A 17976-nucleotide genomic window follows, 5' to 3' on the forward strand; every position below is an offset into this window, starting at 1 on the left:
GGGCTCTCTTAGAGCCCCTTGCCGTGGCAGTTTTTGTATTTCTTGCCGCTGCCGCAGGGACAGGGATCGTTCCGTCCGACCTTCTTCTCGACGTGCAGAGGCATGGGTTTCTGCCGCTCCTGCTGCCCGGCCTGCGCCGCGGCCTGCATTCTCGAAGCCTGGAGCTTGTTGACATCGACCTTGGCCCGGCGTTCCCGCTCCATCTGCTGACGCTTGGCCTCGTCGACGTTCTGGTCGCGGACGGGGATGTAGGCCTTGTTGAGGATCGAAAGCACCTCGCGATTGACCTTGATGAGCATCTTGGAGAAGAGCCCGAAGGATTCGAACTTGTAGATCAGCAGGGGATCCTTCTGCTCGTAGGTTGCATTCTGCACGCTCTGGCGCAGGTCGTCCATTTCGCGCAGGTGCTCGCGCCAGGCATCGTCGATGGAGGTGAACATCACGACCTTGGAGAAAACCTTGTAGATCTCGGCACCGTCGGTCTCCTGACACTTGCGGAGGTTAACCGGGATGTTGTATCCGAGGTGTCCGTCGGTGATCGGGAAGTAGATGTTCGAGTCGAGCTGGTCCTTGCGGTCCTCGTAGATGCGCTGCATGACGGGACGCACGGTGTCGGCCACGGCCTTGGCACGGCGTGCATAGGCCTCCTTGAGCGCCTTGACGATCGCCTCGACCAGTTCGGCGGGTTTGGCATTCTCGTATGCAGCCTGGTCGATGGCGGGCTCCACGGCGACCTGACGGATCAGCTCCATGCGGAATTCGTCGTATTCGATGCCGCGGCACTCCTCGACGAAGTTGTCGGCGAAATCGTACATGATGTTGTTCAGGTCGATTTCGATGCGTTCGCCGTAGAGGGCGTGGCGGCGCCGGGTATAGATGACCTCCCGCTGGGAGTTCATCACGTCGTCGTATTCGAGCAGGCGCTTGCGGATTCCGAAGTTGTTCTCCTCGACCTTCTTCTGGGCGCGCTCGATGGCCTTGGTCATCATGCCGGCCTGGATCACCTCGCCCTCCTTGAGTCCCATGCGGTCCATCATGGTGGCGATTCGTCCCGAGCCGAATAGACGCATCAGGTCGTCTTCGAGCGAGACGAAGAACTGCGACGATCCGGGGTCACCCTGACGTCCGGCACGACCGCGCAACTGGCGGTCTACGCGTCGGCTTTCGTGGCGCTCGGTACCGATGATGGCCAGACCGCCTGCGGCCTTGACCTCGGGCGTGAGCTTGATGTCGGTACCGCGGCCTGCCATGTTGGTGGCGATGGTCACCTGTCCCGAGCGTCCGGCTTCGGCGACGACCTGTGCTTCGAGGGCGTGCTGCTTGGCATTGAGGACGTTGTGCTTGATTCCGCGCAGTTTGAGCATGCGGCTCAGCAACTCGGAGATCTCCACCGAGGTGGTGCCCACGAGAACCGGACGGCCTTCGCCGACCAGGCGGACGATCTCCTCGATGACGGCGTTGTACTTTTCGCGCTTGGTCTTGTAGATGAGGTCCTGGCGGTCGTCGCGGATGACGGGACGGTTCGTGGGGATGACCACGACGTCGAGTTTGTAGATGCTCCAGAACTCCGAAGCCTCGGTTTCGGCCGTACCGGTCATACCGGCCAGCTTGTGATACATGCGGAAGTAGTTCTGGAGGGTGATGGTCGCAAAGGTCTGCGTGGCGGCCTCGACCTTGACGTGCTCCTTGGCCTCGATGGCCTGGTGGAGTCCGTCGGAGTAGCGGCGGCCTTCGAGGATACGTCCGGTCTGCTCGTCGACGATCTTGACCTTGTTGTCCATGACGACGTACTCGATGTCCTTTTCGAACATCGCAAAGGCCTTCAGCAACTGGTTCACCGTGTGCACGCGCTCCGACTTGACGGCGTAGTCGTTGATCACCTCGTCGCGTTTGGCCGCCTTCTCTTCGGGCGAGAGCGTGCTCTTCTCCAGTTCGGCGACCTCGGCTCCGATGTCGGGAAGGACGAAGAACCCGTCCTCCTTGAAGTAGTTCGACAACACCTCGTGACCCTTGTCGGTCAACTCGACGGAGTTGAGTTTCTCGTCGATGACGAAGAAGAGGTCGTCGGTGATCTCGGGCATCCGGCGGTTGTTGTCCTGCATGTAGATGTTTTCGGTCTTCTGCATGAGGGCCTTGACACCCTGCTCCGAGAGGTACTTGATCAGGGGTTTGTACTTCGGGAGCCCCTTGTGTGCGCGGTAGAGCTTGATCCCTCCCTCCTCGGTTTTGCCTGCTGAGATCAGCTGCCGGGCCTCGGCCAGCAGCTGCGTGACGAGGTTTTTCTGCAGGTTGTAGAGGTGGTCGATCGAGGGGCAGTACTGTTCGAACAGCTGATCGTCGCCCTTGGGCACGGGACCGGAGATGATCAGCGGGGTGCGGGCGTCGTCGATCAGCACCGAGTCGACCTCGTCGACGATGGCGAAGTGGTGCTTCCGCTGCACGAGGTCCTTGGGCGAAGAGGCCATGTTGTCGCGCAGGTAGTCGAAACCGTATTCGTTGTTCGTACCGAACGTAATATCGGCCATATAGGCCTTGCGGCGGGCGTCGGAGTTGGGCTGGGTGTCGTCGATGCAGGCGACCGAGAGTCCGTGGAACTCGTACATGGGGCCCATCCACTCGGAGTCACGCTTGGCCAGGTAGTTGTTCACCGTGACCATGTGCACGCCCTTCCGTGCCAGGGCGTTGAGGAATACGGGGAGCGTCGCGACGAGGGTCTTTCCTTCACCCGTCGCCATTTCGGCGATCTTGCCCTGGTGGAGCACCACGCCGCCGAAGAGCTGGACGTCGTAGTGGATCATGTCCCACTTGACGTCGTTTCCTCCGGCCATCCAGTGTGTGGCGTAGACGGCCTTGTCGCCGTCGATGGTGACGAAATCCTTCGTGGCGGCGAGTTCGCGGTCGAAGTCGTTTGCCGTGACCACGACGGTGTCGTTCTGCGCAAAACGGCGGGCCGTATCCTTCATGATGGCGAATGCCTCGGGGAGGATGCGGTCGAGGATCTCCTCGATCTTTTCGTCAATGCGTTTGGTGGTGTCGTCGATCTCCTTGGAGATCTTCTCCTTCTCTTCGAGCGAGGTTTCGGGCTTTTCGAGTTCGGCCTTCAGTTCGACGATGCGGGCCTCGTCTGCGGCGATGAAGTCGGCGATCTGTTTCTTGAGGTCTTCGCTGCGAGCACGGAGTTCGTCGTTGGAGAGGGCTTCGATCGTCGGGTAGACGGCCTTGATTTTCTGCAGATAGGGTTCGATCAGTTTGCGGTCCTTGTCGGCTTTCGAACCGAAGAGGGCTTTGATGATACTGGCAACTATATCCATACGTTTTGTGTTGTTTTCGTGTTTTCGGTTGTAAATCCTACAAAAATACTCATTTTTCGGAAAATACGAAAAAAATAGAGGCTTTATCTGCAACCTTTTCCCGGATTTCAGCAAGGAGCATCCGGAATCCCGGGATTCCGGATGTGATGGATGTGGGGCTGCCGGTTTTCGGAGTGAGGTCCGACAGAACGGCCTGCGGCAGTCGCAGCCTGCCTTTGGTTGTCGTTTTGTTATCGTTCGGGGCGTATCCGTGCGATCCGGCGCCCGACGGGACATTCGGCACAGCGCCCTGCGGCACAGTATTCCGTGGCGAGTTGCAGCAGGGCCTGGCTTTCGAAGGCGCTGCGGGGCCGGATTCCGGCATTCATCCATTCGCGCATGTAGCGGTTGTCCTCGGCGGGGAGGCGTTCGAGGAGCGAGAGGGCGCTGTCGCGCAGCCGTTCGCTGGAGGTGTAGCTTCCGTAGGCGAACTGGAGGACGGCCACGAGGTTGATTCCGATGATGTTGGCCTTGAACGCTCCGATCCGTTTGGGACGGGAGTCGCTTTCGGCTCCCGGGATGAAGTGTGTCCGCCAATATTCCGAGGCTTCGATGCCGAAGAGCTTGCGGACCTCCTCCTCGGACCGGCAGGCCATGGCGCGGTCCATGATGAATTCGTCTTGGATGAAGAACTCCGCGGCCTGCGCCAACCGCAGCACGGGGTGGTTCGCGGGCCGGATCTCGGACAATTCCCACATGGAGGCATCCAGCGGCCGGAGTTCGTATTTGGCGGCGAGATGTTCGAAATGGCGGCGGAGATTGAGCGTGTATTCGTCGTGGCGGTAGAGTTCCAGCAGTCCCGAGACTCCGAACAGCATCGCCTCGACGGCATGGGGGACCTTGCGCTCGCGCAGGACGATCTTGCAGGGGACCCTGCGGGCCAGTTCGAGATAGGCCTCCTGATTGCGGCGGTCGCCCAATGTGCGGAAATAGAGCAGGTAGAAGGTCTGGTTCCAGTTTTGGGCGGATTCCGCATAGAGCGCCTCGACGGTGCGGATCTTGCGTTGCAGCCGGTCGAAGATCAGTGCGGTGAAGAGTTCCGTGCGCTGGAGCGGCTCTGTTGTAGCGAGGAATCCGCCGCAGGCGTGCTCTCCGGCCCGGGCTTCGAGCCTGCGGATCGTCAGCTCGACGGCGTTGTCCGTACCCTGTCCGCTCTTTTTGTCCGCAGGCCGGTCCATGGTCAGAGCATGTTGAGTTCGAGCAGCGCCTCTTCGGACATCATGCTCTTGTCCCAGACGGGATCGAACGTGAGGATGACGTTCACCGACTTCACGCCCTTGACCTTGGCGACCTGCAGGTTGACATCCTCGACGAGCATGTCGGCCATCGGGCAGTTGGGGGCCGTGAGGGTCATGCGGATGGTGGCCACGCCGTCGGGCGTGTAGTCGATTTCGTAGACCAGACCGAGATCGTAGATGTTGACCGGAATCTCCGGGTCGTATATGTTCTTGAGTGTCGCAACGATCTCCTTCTCGACCTCAAGAATCTCTTCGGGTGTCATGTTTTCCTGGTTTTCATGCATTGCCGTTCGTCCGTTCCGGTTGCGGGGCCGGACGTTCGGTGACTTGTCGGAGGGTTATTCCGCCTTTTTCGGCGCTTGTTCCTCGGCTTCGGTCTTGGCCTCGAAGGCCAGGGCGTAGAGCCGCATCTGCTTGACCATGGCCAGCAGTCCGTTGGCGCGTGTCGGGGAGAGGTTGGCACTCAGCCCGATGGCGTCGATGAAGTAGAGTTCGGTGTCGAGAATCTCCTTCGGGGTGCGTCCGTTCAGCACGCGGATCAACAGGGCGATGATCCCCTTGGTGATGATGGCGTCGCTGTCGGCGGCGTAGTAGACGCGGCCCTCGTCGAGGCGGGCGTCGACCCACACCCGGGACTGGCATCCCTGGATGAGATACTGTTCGGTGCGGTGTTCGGGCGCGATTGCCGGGAGGGTTTCGCTCAGTCCGATCAGGTAGTCGTATTTGTCGAGCCAGTCGTCGAATACCGAGAACTCCTCGATGATTTCATCCTGTATCTTGTCCATATTTTTTCTGTTTCAACTTCCTTTTTCAATATCCGGGCCGTCCGTCTCCGGTTTCCGGGCCATCCGTCTCCGGTCTCCGGGCCGCCCGTTTTCCAACCCCCCCCCTCCTTGGCTCCGCTACATCTCCACGATCTCCTCCAGGGCGTCACCTTCGGCGGCGGCGGGTTCGCGTATCCCCGCCACCCGGGCCAGCGTCGGGGCCACGGAGGTCATCTCCACGCGGCGGTTGACCCGCAGCGGCCCGGCCCCTTCGCCGTAGAAGAGAAGCGGCACTTCGGTGTCGTAACCGTACATCGATCCGGACATCGACCAGCAGCGCTCCTGCTCCTCGATCCAGCCGGGCATCAGGTTGAGGATCACGTCGCCCGAACGCCGGGGATAGAAACTGTTCTGCATCTTGCGGGCATAGCCGCTGCCGAAGTAACTCGTGCGCATGGCCGAGGCGGCCAGGGCGTGCGACACGCCGCTGAACTGCATGGCGAAGATCGCTACTTCGTTCTGGATCTCGGCGAGGTCCAGCCCCCGTTCGTAGATGAGGTTGTGGTTCAGCCACAGCGACTTGTCTCCGTAAGCCACGACCCACTCGCCGGTTCCGTAGCGGACGTTGAGGAATCCGTTGACGATCACCTCGAACTGTCGGCTGTTGAAGCGCTCGGCGGGCCCTTCGCCCGCATCGTAGGAGGGGCTGGTCCCGTGGTCGGAGGTTACGACGACCAGTACGTTGCGGTCCTTGACCTGTGCGAAGACGAAGGTCAGGAAGTCGGCCAGGTCGCGGTCCAGCCGGTAGTACATGTCCTCGATCTCGACCGATTCGGGCCCGTAGGCCTCGGCGATGCGGTGCGGCGAGTCGAGGCAGATGTTCAGCAGGTCGGGCGCCGTATCGGTGCCGAGCCTGTATTGGGCGATGGCCTGCTTGGCCAGCCCCAGCACGGCGGTATTTCCCGCCGGGGTGTAGAGCAGGCGTTCGTAGTCGCTCGTGAGTTCCAGCCGCTGGCTGCCGTCGCGGTCCTCCTCCTTTTTGCTGCGTCCCGAGAGCACGATGTCGTGCTGCCGCGTGTTGAGGTAGCGGCTCTTTTCGAGCAGCGACCGCCATTCGAGCCCGATGTAGGAGAGGTTGTAGCGTTCGCGGTTGCTGCGGGCCATCCATTCCGGGACTTCGGGGGCGTAGTAGGGCGATGTAACCCAGTCACAGCGCAGGGAGTCGAGCCAGAAGGCCTCCCCGCCGCGTCCGGCCAGCATGACGGCCGACATGGCCTCGGCGGCGATCGTCACGGCCTGGCTTCCGGAAGCGCTTTGCACGAGGGTTTCGGCCAGCGTCGGGGCGATCCGGTGGTAGGCGCCGGGGCCCTGGCGGCCGTCGATGAGCTCCACGGTGCGGTTGGTGGTGTAGTCGACCCAGCGGGGGCCGATCACGCCGTGGGTCGAGGGCATGGCCCCCGTTGCGAGGGTGGCCAGCGACACGGGGGTCGTGGTCTGGAGGCAGTCGTAACGGGCATCGGTATAGACCGTGCCGCGTTCGGTCAGGAGCCGGAATCCGCCCTCGCCGAAGTTGGCGGCGTAACGGTCGAGGTCTCCGGCGCGCATCGAACCGATGACGATCTGCACGATCAGGCGGGGCTGCGCCGCCGTGGCCCGGAAGGCCGCCAGTGCGGCTATGAGAAGCAGAATGAGACGTTTGTTCATCGTTGCGGATTGAATGGTCGGCAAATTTACGAATTTATTTCGATAGATTGCCGGAAAAGCGCACTTTCGCGTTGAAAATCGATCTCCGGGAGCGCGGCGATGCGCTCCAGCTGTCGGCGGCAGAAGGCGTGGTGGGCTTCGCTGCGGGGATTGCGGGGCCGGTGGGCGGCTGCGGCGACGATCGACTCCACTTCGGGAAGCAGCCGCCGGGCCTTGTCGTCGAGGACCGCAGGGATGAACTTCTCCCAGACGTAGGCGATGGCCTGCGGGGCGGGGTGGACGAGGTCGTCGGCGTAGAACCGGTAGTCGCGCAGGTCGTCCGTAAGTATCTCGTATGCTGGAAAATAGTCGACGCACCGGAAGTTCTGCTTCAACTCTTCGGCGGCCAGGCGCAGCGCGGCCTTGCTGACGGCATTCCCTTCGAGACCGTCGCCGAGATGCCGTACAGGGCTGACGGTCAGCAGGATCTGTCTTCCGGCGAGCGGACCTCTGAAGAGATTGCCGAGGCTCTCCACGATCTCTGCAACGCTCATTCGTCTTCTCGAAAATTCCGAGGCGGGACGCCGGTGGCAGTTGGCGACGACCTTGCCGTCGTGCTCGTAGACCCAGGCCGTGCCGAGGGTGAGGATCACGCGGTCGGCCGTGCGGAGCGCTTCGGCCCCGGCCTGCCGGGCGGCATTCATGCGACGCAGGGCCTCGTCGGCCGTCGGGGCCGAGAAGTCGCCGTGGAATCCGAAGTGGAACCACACCTCGCCGTCGAATCCCAACTCCTCGCGGGTGACGGGCGTGGGGGAGGCGTAGCTGCGGACCGCCGCGGCGATCGACAACGGGTTGAAGAGGATTCCCGAGGGGTTTTCGACGACGCGGAACTTCGCCGCCGAGAGCCGTTCGGCGATGTGTGCGGCGAAGCACGACCCGAGGGTCAGAATGCGGTTGGCATAGCCGATGCGCACGGAGAGTGGCGCCGGTTCGATTTCGGTACGGAATTTCATACGGCAAAAATAGCAAATTTCGCCTGTTTTCGGAAACCGGGAGCGGTTCGGCACAGTCAAACCTGAAAACGCGGTTTTCGTTTGCCTCTGCGCTCACCTTTCAGTATATTTGCAATATGATACTGCGAGCAAACTGCAAGATAAATCTGGGCCTGGACATCCTGCGCCGCCGGGCCGACGGTTACCACGATCTGGAGACCGTGATGTTTCCCGTGCGGGGCCTTTTCGATGAGGTGGAGGTCGTGCGTACCGGCACGCCGGGCGTCGAGTTCCGTGCCGAAGGGCTTGTCGTGGACTGTCCGGCCGACGACAATATCTGTCTGAAGGCCTTCCGGCTGATGCACGGCCGCTATGGTGTGGACGGGGTGCGGATCCGCCTGGTGAAGCGCGTGCCGTTCGGCGCCGGGCTGGGCGGCGGCTCGGCCGATGCCACGGCCGTGGTGATGGCGTTGAACGAACTCTTCGCCCTGGGGCTCTCCGAGGAGGAGCTGATCGCCCGCGCCGCCGAGTTGGGCAGCGATACGGCCTTCTTCGTGAGGAACTCCCCGCAGTTATGTACCGGACGGGGTGAGGTGATGGAGCCTTTCCCGCTGGATCTGAGTGGTATGACGCTCGTTATCGTGAAGCCCGACGAGGGGGTTTCTACCCGTGAGGCCTATGCCGGGGTGCGGCCGCGGATTCCCGCTGTGCCGCTGGTCGAGCGGCTGCGGCGCCCCGTCGGGGAGTGGCAGAGCGTGGTGACCAACGATTTCGAGGAGTCGGTCTTCGCCGCACACCCCGCGATCCGGGACTGCAAGGAGCAACTGCTTGCCGCCGGGGCGGTTTATGCCTCGATGTCCGGGAGCGGCTCGGCACTCTTCGGACTCTTCGCCGGGCATGGAAAAGGCGAGGAGCTGCGCGCCCTCTCGCCCTTCGTCTTCGAGATTTGATCCGCACCTTTTGCCGCCTGTCCGGTCCTGTAGCCGCCTGTCCGGTCCTGTAGCCGCCGGGAGTCGGGGCGTACGGACCGCAGTCCCGCGGGGCCTATTTCGCGGCCGGGATCGGAATTTTCGCAATCCGGGCGGCGTGGCGACCCCCCTCGAACTGCGCTCCGAAGTAGGCGTCGAGCATCCGCACCGCCTCGTCGTTGGTGATGAACCGCGCCGGGAAGACGATCACGTTCGCATCGTTGTGGCGCCGGATCAGCGTTGCGATCTCCGGATCCCAGCAGAGCCCCGCCCGGATTCCCTGGTGCTTGTTCAGCGTAATGGCCATCCCTTCTCCCGAACCGCACAGCGCGATCCCGCGCTCCACTTCACCCTTCTCGACGGCCTCGGCCAGCGGGTGCGCATAGTCGGGGTAGTCGACGCTCTCGGGCGAATGCGTTCCGAAATCCAGCACCTCGTGGCCCATGGCATCGAGGTAGCCTACCAGGAATTCCTTCATTTCATAGCCGGCGTGGTCGCTGGCAATACCGATCTTGCTCATCGTATCTTGGTGTTTTTGGTTCTCTTTCCGACAAAGTTAACGAAAATATTGCTCCGGGCGTGTCCCAAAACGGTGAAATCCGCCTTTTCGGCCGAAGTTAGAGGGCATTCGGGACGGACCGGCCCCGAAAACGACCTTTTCGTTTGTCCCGATGCCCGCCTTTTCCTATTTTTGCGGCGTGAAAACGCTGCTCGTCATTCTCGGAGCGCTGTCGCTCCTGCTGGGACTGGCCGGCATCTTCGTGCCGCTGCTCCCCACGACGCCCTTTCTGTTGCTGGCCGCAGCACTCTGGGTGCGCTCCTCCCCGCGGCTCTACGACTGGCTGCTCGCTCACCGGCGCCTCGGACCCTACATCCGCCAGTTCCGCGAAAACCGCGCCATTCCGCTCCGGGCCAAAATCTACTCCGTGACGCTGCTCTGGGCAACCCTGCTCTACTGCATTTTTGCCGTCGTGGAGGAGTGGTGGTGGGCGCAGCTGGCCCTCTTGGCCGTGGCCGTCGGCGTCACGTGGCACATCCTTTCGTTCGCAACCCTGCGCAAGTAGGGGCGGCAGGGGAGATTCCGGCCGTCTGGGGTTGTCTGGAGCCGTCTGGGACCGTTTGGGACTGACAAGGCCGACGGAGGCTGGTCTTGCCGACCCGGTTCCGTCCCGTTTTCGCTCGGCCCCGCCTCTCTCGGAAAATCTATCCCGGAAGCCCTTCGGACCCCTTCTCTTCGTCCGAAAGCGTCTCCTTCAACCGGTATTTGACCTGCCAGGCATCCTCGTCGTCGGCCGTGGCGCTTTCGTCGAAGACGGCGACGGGCTGGATCCGCAGCCGGTATTCGTGTCCGGATGTGAAGCCGAACCCTTCGATCTCCCACGGGAAAATCTGCCACGGCGCATCCTCTCCGTAGCGCAGGTCCCGGATCCAGTAGGCAAGAGTCTCTCCGGCGGGACGCTCGGAGGCGACGAGCACCTCGCATTCGGGGCTGAACGTCAGCGGGTCGACCGGCATCTCGGCGGGAGTGCGCGAAAGCTGCTCCTCCATCGTATAGCGCTTGTCCGGTGCATCGGCAGGCGGGTTGGCGATCGGGTCGATCCTTACGCGCAGGGTCGTCTGGACTCCCCGCTCGAAGGTGAAGCCCTCGATCCGGGCCGCCGTGGTCTCCCAGGCGGCATTCCCATCCTTTCGGACGATGTAGGCCGGGACGTACCCGAAGTACATGGTGATGCCCGCCACGCCCTTCTCGGGAGCGATGGTCCAGATTTCGGTGCGTGATCCGTTGTCGTTGTCGCAGGAGCCCAGCGTGAAGGGCAGCAACAGGAAAAGAAGAAGTCGTTTCATGGTTCCTGGTTTTTTGAGTGTGAGGTTTTCATGAAAAAAACGCTTCGGATGCCGCAATACTGCATGGAAACACAAAAAAAATACTTCGGATGTCGCAAAACAGCATGAAAACACAAAGAACGGACTTCGGCCCGTTCTTTGTGTTTATCCGCATCACCCCTCCCGGCTATCCCAGGTAGTGCTCCGCGACGCTGAGGAGGAAGCCCAGCAGCACGGCGTTGAGCAGCATCGGAACCAGCCGGTTCTCCTTGCCCGAACCGATCGTTGCCGAGGGGATCGTGAGCATCAGCGCCACGCCCATGCCGTCGGCCCACCAGGGCAGGTAGGGAAGGTCGCTGTAAAAGACGATCAATCCGGCAAAAAGGTAGGCCAGAAACGCTGCACAGCAGTTCCGTACCGAGGCCTTGCGGGCCACCATCGGCAGCACGGCCACCGCTCCGGCGATGGCTCCCGCAGCGAGCGACAACGTGAAGTGATTCATCGCGTACTCTCCTTCCGGGGGTTATTTCGCCGCGCGTTTGCGGTCGTTCTCGTTGAGCAGGATCTTCCGCAGGCGCATGGCGTGCGGCGTAACCTCCACGTACTCGTCATCCTGGATATACTCCAGCGCCTCTTCCAGCGTAAAGATCTTCGGCGGTACGATCACCGCCTTGTCGTCCGAACCCGACGCCCGCATGTTGGTCAACTGCTTCGACTTGGTGACGTTCACCGTGATGTCGTTCTGCCGCGTGTGTTCGCCGATCACCTGCCCCTCGTAGACCTGGTCCATCGGGCTGATGAAGAAACGCCCGCGGTCCTGCAGCTTGTCGATCGAGTAGGCGTAGGCCGTGCCCGTCTCGCCCGAGATGATCGAACCGTTGGTCCGCATCTCGATCTCGCCGACCCACGGCTCGAAATCCTTCAGGCGGTGCGTCATGATCGCCTCGCCGGCCGTCGCCGTGAGCATGTTCGAGCGCAGCCCGATGATGCCCCGCGACGGGATGTTGAACTCCAGGCGCGTGCGCTCGCCGTCCGAAGCCATGTTCGTGAGCGTCCCCTTGCGGCGCGTCACCAGGTCGATCACCGTGCCCGAATACTCGTCCGGGCAGTCCACGGTCATCTCCTCGATCGGCTCGCACTTCTTGCCGTCGATCTCCTTGATGATCACGTGCGGCTGGCCCACCTGCAGCTCGTAGCCCTCGCGGCGCATCGTCTCGATGAGCACCGAGAGGTGCAGCACGCCGCGCCCGTAGACGATGAACGAGTCGGCCGACGGCCCCGGCGTCACGCGCAGCGCGAGGTTCTTCTCCAGTTCGCGGTCCAGGCGCTCCTTGATGTGGCGCGAGGTGACGTATTTGCCGTCCTTGCCGAAGAAGGGCGAGTTGTTGATCGTGAAGAGCATCGACATCGTCGGTTCGTCGATGGCGATCGGCGGCAGCGGCTCGGGGTTCTCGTAGTCGCAGATCGTATCGCCGATCTCGAACCCCTCGATGCCCATGATTGCGCAGATCTCCCCGCACGGAACCTCGTCGACCTTCTTCTTGCCCAGACCCTCGAAGACCATCAGGTCGCGGATCTTCGTCTTCTGCATCGTCACGCCGTCACGCTTGGCCAGCGTGACGTTCTGGCCCGCCTTCAACGAACCGCGCGTCACCTTCCCCACGGCGATGCGCCCCGTGTAGGAGGAGTATTCGAGCGACGTGATGAGCATCTGCGGCGTCCCCTCGACCTGCGCCGGCTCGGGGATCTCGTCGATGATCGCGTCGAGCAGCGGGACGATCGAATCCGTGCGTTCGTTCCACTTGTGCGACATCCAGCCCTGTTTGGCCGAGCCGTAGATCGTCTTGTAGTCCAGCTGCTCCTCGGTGGCGTTGAGCGAGAACATCAGGTCGAAGACCTGCTCGTTGACCACCTCCGGACGGCAGTTCGGCTTGTCCACCTTGTTGATCACCACGATGGGCTTCTTGCCCAGCGCCAGGGCCTTCTGCAGCACGAAGCGCGTCTGCGGCATCGTCCCCTCGAAGGCGTCCACCAGCAGCAGCACCCCGTCGCACATGTTCAACACACGCTCCACCTCGCCGCCGAAATCGGCGTGGCCCGGTGTGTCGATGATGTTGATCTTGTAGTCCTTGTAGATCACCGAAACGTTTTTCGAGAGGATCGTGATTCCCCGTTCGCGCTCCAGATCGTTGTTGTCCAGAATCAGGTCCCCGGTCTGCTGGTTGTCCCGCAGGATGTGGCCCGCCAGGATCATCTTGTCGACAAGCGTCGTCTTGCCGTGGTCGACGTGGGCGATGATCGCAATGTTGCGCAGTTTTTGCATAAATCTCTATTTTGTCGTGCAAAGGTAACAATTTCTCCGGAAAATGTACTACATTTGCTTACTTCTTAAAAAAGTTAAATAATGAAACCCGCATTCAACGTCCGCCAACAGAGCCAGGTCTATATCGGTTCGGCCGCCGAACTGCTCCCCGAACTCCTTCCCGAAGGGCGTGTCGTGGTGGTCTCCGACGCCACCATCGACCGCCTCTACCACCCGCTGCTGGCCAAATACGACACCGTGCTGATCGGTACGGGCGAGAGCATCAAGACCTTGCAGACCGTCGAGACCATCTACCGCCGCTTCATCGAACTCGGCGTCGACCGCGCGACCTTCGTGCTCGGAATCGGCGGCGGAATCGTCACCGATGTCGCCGGATTCGCCGCCTCGACCTACATGCGCGGCCTGCGCTTCGGATTCGTCTCCACGACCCTCCTGGGGCAGGTCGACGCCTCGGTCGGCGGCAAGAACGGCGTGAATGTCGACGGATACAAGAACATGGCCGGGACCTTCACCCAGCCGCAGTTCGTCGTCTGCGACCCCTCGCTGCTGCGCTCGCTTTCCGACCGCGAATTCCGCGCCGGGCTCGCCGAGGTGGTCAAGGCCGCCATCATCGCCGATGCCGACCTTTTCGGGCGCATTGAACAGACCTCGTTCGAGACGCTGCGCACCGACGTCGACCTGCTTTCGGATGTCATCTCGGCAGCCATCCGCGTCAAGGCCGACATCGTGGAGTACGACGAGAAGGAGTCCGGCGAGCGCCGCAAACTCAACCTCGGGCATACGCTGGCCCACGCCATCGAGAAGTCCTCGAACCGCATGAACCACGGCGAAGCCGTCGCGGTCGGTACGGCCCTGATCGCCGGGGCGGCCGTGAAGCTCGGCGTGCTGAAGGAGGAGGACCGGCTCCGCATCGAGAAACTGCTCGTGCGCTTGGGGTTCGACCTCACGCCGCCCGTGGAGATCAAACGGCTCCTCAAGGAGGTCGGAAAGGACAAGAAAAACGAGGACGGTATGCTGCGCATCGTCCTGCCCGTGGGCATCGGCGACTGCGAGGTCCGGAAAATGGCGCCCGGGGAGTTTGCCGCCCTCTTCGTCTGATCTCCATCCGGAGGGGAGATGGAAAAAGCCGACAGTCTTTCATGCAGACTGTCGGCTTTTTTGGCGGGTTCCGTCTCTGTCCTCCCTCTCCGCCGGATTTTCGTGGAGGAAGGTTACTTTTTGGCGTATTTCCGCTGCAGTTCCGCGGCGTAGGCCTCCCAGTCGGTGATCGGGCGGCGCGCAACGCCCGACTCCACGGCGGCACGCGCTACGGCCGCCGAAACCCGGGTCAGCAGACGCGGGTCGAGCGGCTTGGGAATCAGGTAATCCCGCCCGAACTCCATCTTCCCGACCCCGTAGGCCTCCAGCACCGAAGCCGGAACCGGTTCGCGCGTCAGGTCGGCCAGCGCATGGGCCGCGGCGAGTTTCATCGCCTCGTTGATCTTCGTGGCACGCACGTCGAGCGCCCCGCGGAAGATGTAGGGGAAGCCCAGCACGTTGTTCACCTGGTTCGGGTAGTCCGAACGCCCCGTGGCAAAGATGATGTCCGGACGCGAAGCCATCGCCGTCTCGTAGGCAATCTCCGGATCGGGGTTTGCCAGCGCCATGACGATCGGGTTCGCGGCCATCGTGCGCAGCATTTCGGGTTTCAGCGTGTCGGCCTTCGAGACCCCGAGGAAGACGTCGGCACCCTCGACCGCTTCGGCCAGTGTCGAGATCTTGCGCGTCGTGGCGAATTCGCGCTTCATGCGGTTGATGTCCTCGCGGTAGATTGTCACCACTCCGTGGCTGTCGCACAGCGTCACGTTGCTGTGGCGCACGCCTAAGGCCACGAAGAGTTTCGCACACGCGATCGCCGCCGCTCCCGCGCCGTTGACCACCACCCGCAGCTGCGAAAGCTCCTTCCCGGCGAGTTTCGCGCCGTTCAGAAGTGCCGCCGACGAGATGATCGCCGTGCCGTGCTGGTCGTCGTGCATGAGCGGGATGTCCAGCTCCTCGCGCAGCCGCGTTTCGATTTCGAAGCACTCCGGGGCCTTGATGTCTTCGAGGTTGATGCCCCCGAAGGTCGGGGCGATGGCCTTCACCGCACGGATGAACTCCTCGGGGTCCGTGGCGTCGACCTCGATGTCGAAGGCGTCGATCCCCGCGTAGGTCTTGAAGAGCATACTCTTCCCCTCCATCACCGGTTTGGCCGCCAGCGGCCCGATGTTGCCCAGTCCCAGCACGGCCGTGCCGTTCGAGATCACGGCCACGAGATTGCCCTTACCCGTGTAGGTGTAGACGTCGTCCGCCTGGGCCGCAATCGCCCGCGACGGAGCCGCCACGCCCGGCGAATAGGCCAGCGACAGGTCATAGGGGGTTTGGTAGGGCTTGGTGGGCACGATTCCGATCTTGCCGGGGTGCCCTTCGCTGTGGTAGCGCAGCGCCGCTTCGTCGAGTTTCGATTTGGTATCCATCTGTTTGCCGTTTTTTGAAGTCTTGGTTATCTCTCTATGATTAACGGCGAATATAGTGAAATTATCGTGAGGATACTAAATTTTTTTAGATTTTTCGGTAAATTTTTTAGGAACAACTGTTCCGGCTTTGGAAAAGTTCCCGAAATGAACGACCCCGGGCACAAAATGAACACCCGGCTCGTCCGGTCCGCGAAACGGACGGAACACGAACTCGCCGCACTGTGGCGGGGTGTGGGGGTTGCGGAGCCGTGGCGATCGGGAGGCCGTGGCAGGAGAGGCGTGTGTGTTTGTGACGATTGCAGCGCCGTGCGGAGGGGTGTCTGCGGCGAGAGTTGCGGCGGGTGTGTGCGGGGCGGAGAACCCAACGCCACATGGAACCGGGCTCTGCCGCGGGGATCGGAAGCGGGTCAGAAGAGGGTGGCATCGCCGCCGCCCGGAGCGCCGTAGCCCAGGTGTTCCCACGCCAGCGGTGTCGCCTCGCGGCCCCGCGGCGTGCGTTTCAGGAACCCCTCCTTGATCAGGAACGGCTCGTAGACCTCCTCGATCGTCCCGGCCTCCTCGCCGACGGCCGTGGCGATCGTGTTCAGACCCACCGGCCCGCCGTTGAACTTCTCGATGATCGTCCCCAGGATCTTGTTGTCCATGTGGTCCAGCCCCCGCGAGTCGATGTTCAGCGCCGAGAGCGCCACCCGCGTGATCGGCAGGTCGATGTGCCCCTCGCCCTTGACCATGGCGAAGTCCCGCACGCGCCGCAGCAGCGCATTGGCGATACGCGGCGTGCCGCGCGAACGCAGGGCTACCTCGCGGGCCGCATCGTCGTCGATCGAGACGTCGAGAATCCGCGCCGAACGCCGCACGATCCCCGCAAGAACCCCGGCGTCGTAGTATTCCAGGTGGCACTGGATGCCGAACCGCGCCCGCAGGGGCGAGGTCAGCAGGCCGCTGCGCGTCGTGGCGCCGATCAGGGTGAAGGGAGCCAGCTCGATCTGGATCGAACGCGCCGAGGGACCCTTGTCCAGTACGATGTCGATCTTGAAATCCTCCATCGCCGAGTAGAGGTACTCCTCGACAATGGGGCTCAGGCGGTGGATCTCGTCGATGAAGAGCACGTCCCCCGGGTTGAGGTTCGTGAGCAACCCCGCCAGGTCGCCCGGCTTGTCCAGCACCGGACCCGACGTCACGCGCAGTTGCGCCCCCATTTCGTTGGCGATGATGTTCGCCAGGGTCGTCTTGCCCAGGCCCGGAGGCCCGTGCAGCAGCACATGGTCGAGCGAGTCGCCGCGCATGAGCGCAGCCTTGATGAAGACCCGCAGGTTTTCGACGATCTTCTCCTGCCCGGCGAAGTTCTCCAACTCCTGCGGGCGGATCCGATTCTCGAATTCGAGGTCGCTTTCGGTATTGCGTACGATGGACATGTTGCAAAGATACGTTTTTTCGGCGAATCCTGCTCCGTTGAAGACAAAAAATCCGGCCCGCAGCATCTGCGGACCGGATCGGCTGCCGTCATGGAGTGGCTACTCCTCCTGCGGCAGATCGAGTTTCAGCTCCTTGTTGCCGTTGTCGCGCGTCGGGAGCAGCAGGTTGATGCCCTTCTTGCCATCGAGCTCCGTGGCCAGCGGCGTCAGGTCGAACGATACGTACGAGCCCGAGTCATAGCCCCGGGAGTCGCCGCCGTCGTCATGCAGCACCACCACGTTGAGGTAATTCTCGTCGGTATTCTCGAACTCCGTCGTGCCGGTCTTGTCCAGTACCAGCGTGAACGTGTGGCACGAATAGTCGTGCATGGCGTAGTTCGCGTAGAAGGTCAGCCACTCGCGCGAGAGGTTGAACGTCCCCAGCGTATAGCCCGTCTTTGCATCGCCCAGCTCTTCGAGCTGCGCGGCATCCTCCACGATCTCCGACGTCCCCGTGTAGATCTCCTCCACGGCGTAGAGCGCAATATTATATCGGTAGCCCGGGACCGTTTCGTCGAGCAGCGAGAACCAGATGATTGCCCGCTGTTTCGTGCCGTCGTCCTCGGGCCGGTAGCCCGGCACCCGCGTCTTGTCGCTCGGGTAGAGCTTGTCGCCGTTGTCGCGCTGGAAGTAGTAGTCGCCTCCGTCGAGCGGGCAGACCGTCGTGATGAGGGGATTGCTGGTCGGATAGTCGCCGTCGTCGTCGTTGCAGGCACTGAATCCGACAACCGTCAGTGCCGCGAGGAGGAATAAACCGATTTTTTTCATAGTTTTCGTATTTTGTATTACCTTTCGCCTTTAAAACGTGGATGAGGTGAAAATACTGCGTGATGAGAAAATTTTTTTTGCGATCGTGCAGTCTTTTGCCCCAATCCGCATTTAGTA

Annotated in this window: 16 protein-coding genes; 3 read left to right on the forward strand and 13 right to left on the reverse strand. The window is 62.0% G+C overall.

What is annotated here, in order from left to right; translation table 11 throughout:
• Nucleotides 1–8: 8 nt before the first annotated feature.
• The 6 genes from secA to ABGT65_RS09490 form a co-directional block, all read right to left on the reverse strand.
• Nucleotides 9–3311, reverse strand: a complete 3303-nt coding sequence (gene secA, locus ABGT65_RS09465; protein ID WP_346701645.1) for a preprotein translocase subunit SecA — start codon at nucleotides 3309–3311, stop codon at nucleotides 9–11.
• A 230-nt stretch (nucleotides 3312–3541) separates the two neighbouring features.
• A complete protein-coding gene (locus ABGT65_RS09470) occupies nucleotides 3542–4528 on the reverse strand; it encodes a DUF2851 family protein (protein ID WP_346701647.1) in 987 nt (328 codons plus the stop codon).
• A gap of 2 nt (nucleotides 4529–4530) precedes the next feature.
• Nucleotides 4531–4851, reverse strand: a complete 321-nt coding sequence (locus ABGT65_RS09475) for an iron-sulfur cluster assembly protein (protein ID WP_346701649.1) — start codon at nucleotides 4849–4851, stop codon at nucleotides 4531–4533.
• Between the two features lie 75 nt (nucleotides 4852–4926).
• Complete coding sequence (locus ABGT65_RS09480) at nucleotides 4927–5373, reverse strand: SufE family protein (protein ID WP_346701651.1); 447 nt, start codon at nucleotides 5371–5373, stop codon at nucleotides 4927–4929.
• Nucleotides 5374–5490: 117 nt separating this feature from the next.
• Nucleotides 5491–7056 carry an alkaline phosphatase family protein gene (locus tag ABGT65_RS09485; protein WP_346701653.1) on the reverse strand — a complete coding sequence of 522 codons (1566 nt, stop codon included), beginning with the start codon at nucleotides 7054–7056 and terminating at the stop codon, nucleotides 5491–5493.
• Between the two features lie 26 nt (nucleotides 7057–7082).
• The gene (locus tag ABGT65_RS09490) at nucleotides 7083–8048 is read right to left on the reverse strand and encodes a GSCFA domain-containing protein (RefSeq protein ID WP_346701655.1); all 966 of its coding nucleotides are present in this window, start codon (nucleotides 8046–8048) and stop codon (nucleotides 7083–7085) included.
• Nucleotides 8049–8164: 116 nt separating this feature from the next.
• Between ABGT65_RS09490 and ispE the strand changes: the two genes are divergently transcribed.
• A complete protein-coding gene (gene ispE, locus ABGT65_RS09495; RefSeq protein ID WP_346701657.1) occupies nucleotides 8165–8977 on the forward strand; it encodes a 4-(cytidine 5'-diphospho)-2-C-methyl-D-erythritol kinase in 813 nt (270 codons plus the stop codon).
• 94 nt (nucleotides 8978–9071) lie between these two features.
• Here ispE and rpiB read toward each other — a convergent pair whose 3' ends face one another.
• Complete coding sequence (gene rpiB, locus ABGT65_RS09500; protein ID WP_346701659.1) at nucleotides 9072–9515, reverse strand: ribose 5-phosphate isomerase B; 444 nt, start codon at nucleotides 9513–9515, stop codon at nucleotides 9072–9074.
• Nucleotides 9516–9693: 178 nt separating this feature from the next.
• Here rpiB and ABGT65_RS09505 point away from each other — a divergent pair, with 178 nt between their 5' ends.
• Nucleotides 9694–10059, forward strand: coding sequence for a YbaN family protein (locus ABGT65_RS09505; RefSeq protein WP_346701661.1), 366 nt, complete (start codon nucleotides 9694–9696; stop codon nucleotides 10057–10059).
• Nucleotides 10060–10198: 139 nt separating this feature from the next.
• Here the strand turns inward: ABGT65_RS09505 and ABGT65_RS09510 are convergent, their stop codons facing one another.
• The 3 genes from ABGT65_RS09510 to typA all read right to left on the reverse strand — a co-directional run bounded on the left by ABGT65_RS09510 (nucleotide 10199) and on the right by typA (nucleotide 13142).
• Nucleotides 10199–10840 (reverse strand): DUF4377 domain-containing protein, encoded by a 642-nt coding sequence (locus ABGT65_RS09510; protein WP_346701663.1) that lies wholly within the window; start codon nucleotides 10838–10840, stop codon nucleotides 10199–10201.
• A gap of 166 nt (nucleotides 10841–11006) precedes the next feature.
• Nucleotides 11007–11321, reverse strand: coding sequence for a hypothetical protein (locus ABGT65_RS09515; RefSeq protein ID WP_346701665.1), 315 nt, complete (start codon nucleotides 11319–11321; stop codon nucleotides 11007–11009).
• Between the two features lie 21 nt (nucleotides 11322–11342).
• Entirely contained in the window at nucleotides 11343–13142 is a 1800-nt protein-coding gene (gene typA, locus ABGT65_RS09520; protein ID WP_346701667.1) for a translational GTPase TypA, read from the reverse strand.
• 81 nt (nucleotides 13143–13223) lie between these two features.
• Here typA and aroB point away from each other — a divergent pair, with 81 nt between their 5' ends.
• Nucleotides 13224–14240 carry a 3-dehydroquinate synthase gene (gene aroB / locus ABGT65_RS09525; RefSeq protein ID WP_346701669.1) on the forward strand — a complete coding sequence of 339 codons (1017 nt, stop codon included), beginning with the start codon at nucleotides 13224–13226 and terminating at the stop codon, nucleotides 14238–14240.
• Nucleotides 14241–14353: 113 nt separating this feature from the next.
• Here the strand turns inward: aroB and ABGT65_RS09530 are convergent, their stop codons facing one another.
• The 3 genes from ABGT65_RS09530 to ABGT65_RS09540 form a co-directional block, all read right to left on the reverse strand.
• Nucleotides 14354–15637, reverse strand: coding sequence for a malic enzyme-like NAD(P)-binding protein (locus ABGT65_RS09530; protein ID WP_346701671.1), 1284 nt, complete (start codon nucleotides 15635–15637; stop codon nucleotides 14354–14356).
• Between the two features lie 407 nt (nucleotides 15638–16044).
• Complete coding sequence (ruvB, locus tag ABGT65_RS09535) at nucleotides 16045–17052, reverse strand: Holliday junction branch migration DNA helicase RuvB (RefSeq protein WP_346701673.1); 1008 nt, start codon at nucleotides 17050–17052, stop codon at nucleotides 16045–16047.
• Between the two features lie 99 nt (nucleotides 17053–17151).
• Nucleotides 17152–17859 (reverse strand): NigD-like N-terminal domain-containing protein, encoded by a 708-nt coding sequence (locus tag ABGT65_RS09540; RefSeq protein WP_346701675.1) that lies wholly within the window; start codon nucleotides 17857–17859, stop codon nucleotides 17152–17154.
• Nucleotides 17860–17976: the final 117 nt, after the last annotated feature.

It is taken from the genome of uncultured Alistipes sp., from assembly GCF_963931675.1.
Classification (GTDB): Bacteria; Bacteroidota; Bacteroidia; order Bacteroidales; family Rikenellaceae; genus Alistipes.

What these genes read in the sequence shown, in the direction of transcription:
- secA (WP_346701645.1), bottom strand. Translation starts at nt 3,311, where the DNA reads ATGGATATAGTTGCCAGTATCATCAAAGCCCTCTTCGGTTCGAAAGCC.
- ABGT65_RS09470 (WP_346701647.1), bottom strand. Translation starts at nt 4,528, where the DNA reads ATGGACCGGCCTGCGGACAAAAAGAGCGGACAGGGTACGGACAACGCC.
- ABGT65_RS09475 (WP_346701649.1), bottom strand. Translation starts at nt 4,851, where the DNA reads ATGACACCCGAAGAGATTCTTGAGGTCGAGAAGGAGATCGTTGCGACA.
- ABGT65_RS09480 (WP_346701651.1), bottom strand. Translation starts at nt 5,373, where the DNA reads ATGGACAAGATACAGGATGAAATCATCGAGGAGTTCTCGGTATTCGAC.
- ABGT65_RS09485 (WP_346701653.1), bottom strand. Translation starts at nt 7,056, where the DNA reads ATGAACAAACGTCTCATTCTGCTTCTCATAGCCGCACTGGCGGCCTTC.
- ABGT65_RS09490 (WP_346701655.1), bottom strand. Translation starts at nt 8,048, where the DNA reads ATGAAATTCCGTACCGAAATCGAACCGGCGCCACTCTCCGTGCGCATC.
- ispE (WP_346701657.1), top strand. Translation starts at nt 8,165, where the DNA reads ATGATACTGCGAGCAAACTGCAAGATAAATCTGGGCCTGGACATCCTG.
- rpiB (WP_346701659.1), bottom strand. Translation starts at nt 9,515, where the DNA reads ATGAGCAAGATCGGTATTGCCAGCGACCACGCCGGCTATGAAATGAAG.
- ABGT65_RS09510 (WP_346701663.1), bottom strand. Translation starts at nt 10,840, where the DNA reads ATGAAACGACTTCTTCTTTTCCTGTTGCTGCCCTTCACGCTGGGCTCC.
- ABGT65_RS09515 (WP_346701665.1), bottom strand. Translation starts at nt 11,321, where the DNA reads ATGAATCACTTCACGTTGTCGCTCGCTGCGGGAGCCATCGCCGGAGCG.
- typA (WP_346701667.1), bottom strand. Translation starts at nt 13,142, where the DNA reads ATGCAAAAACTGCGCAACATTGCGATCATCGCCCACGTCGACCACGGC.
- aroB (WP_346701669.1), top strand. Translation starts at nt 13,224, where the DNA reads ATGAAACCCGCATTCAACGTCCGCCAACAGAGCCAGGTCTATATCGGT.
- ABGT65_RS09530 (WP_346701671.1), bottom strand. Translation starts at nt 15,637, where the DNA reads ATGGATACCAAATCGAAACTCGACGAAGCGGCGCTGCGCTACCACAGC.
- ruvB (WP_346701673.1), bottom strand. Translation starts at nt 17,052, where the DNA reads ATGTCCATCGTACGCAATACCGAAAGCGACCTCGAATTCGAGAATCGG.
- ABGT65_RS09540 (WP_346701675.1), bottom strand. Translation starts at nt 17,859, where the DNA reads ATGAAAAAAATCGGTTTATTCCTCCTCGCGGCACTGACGGTTGTCGGA.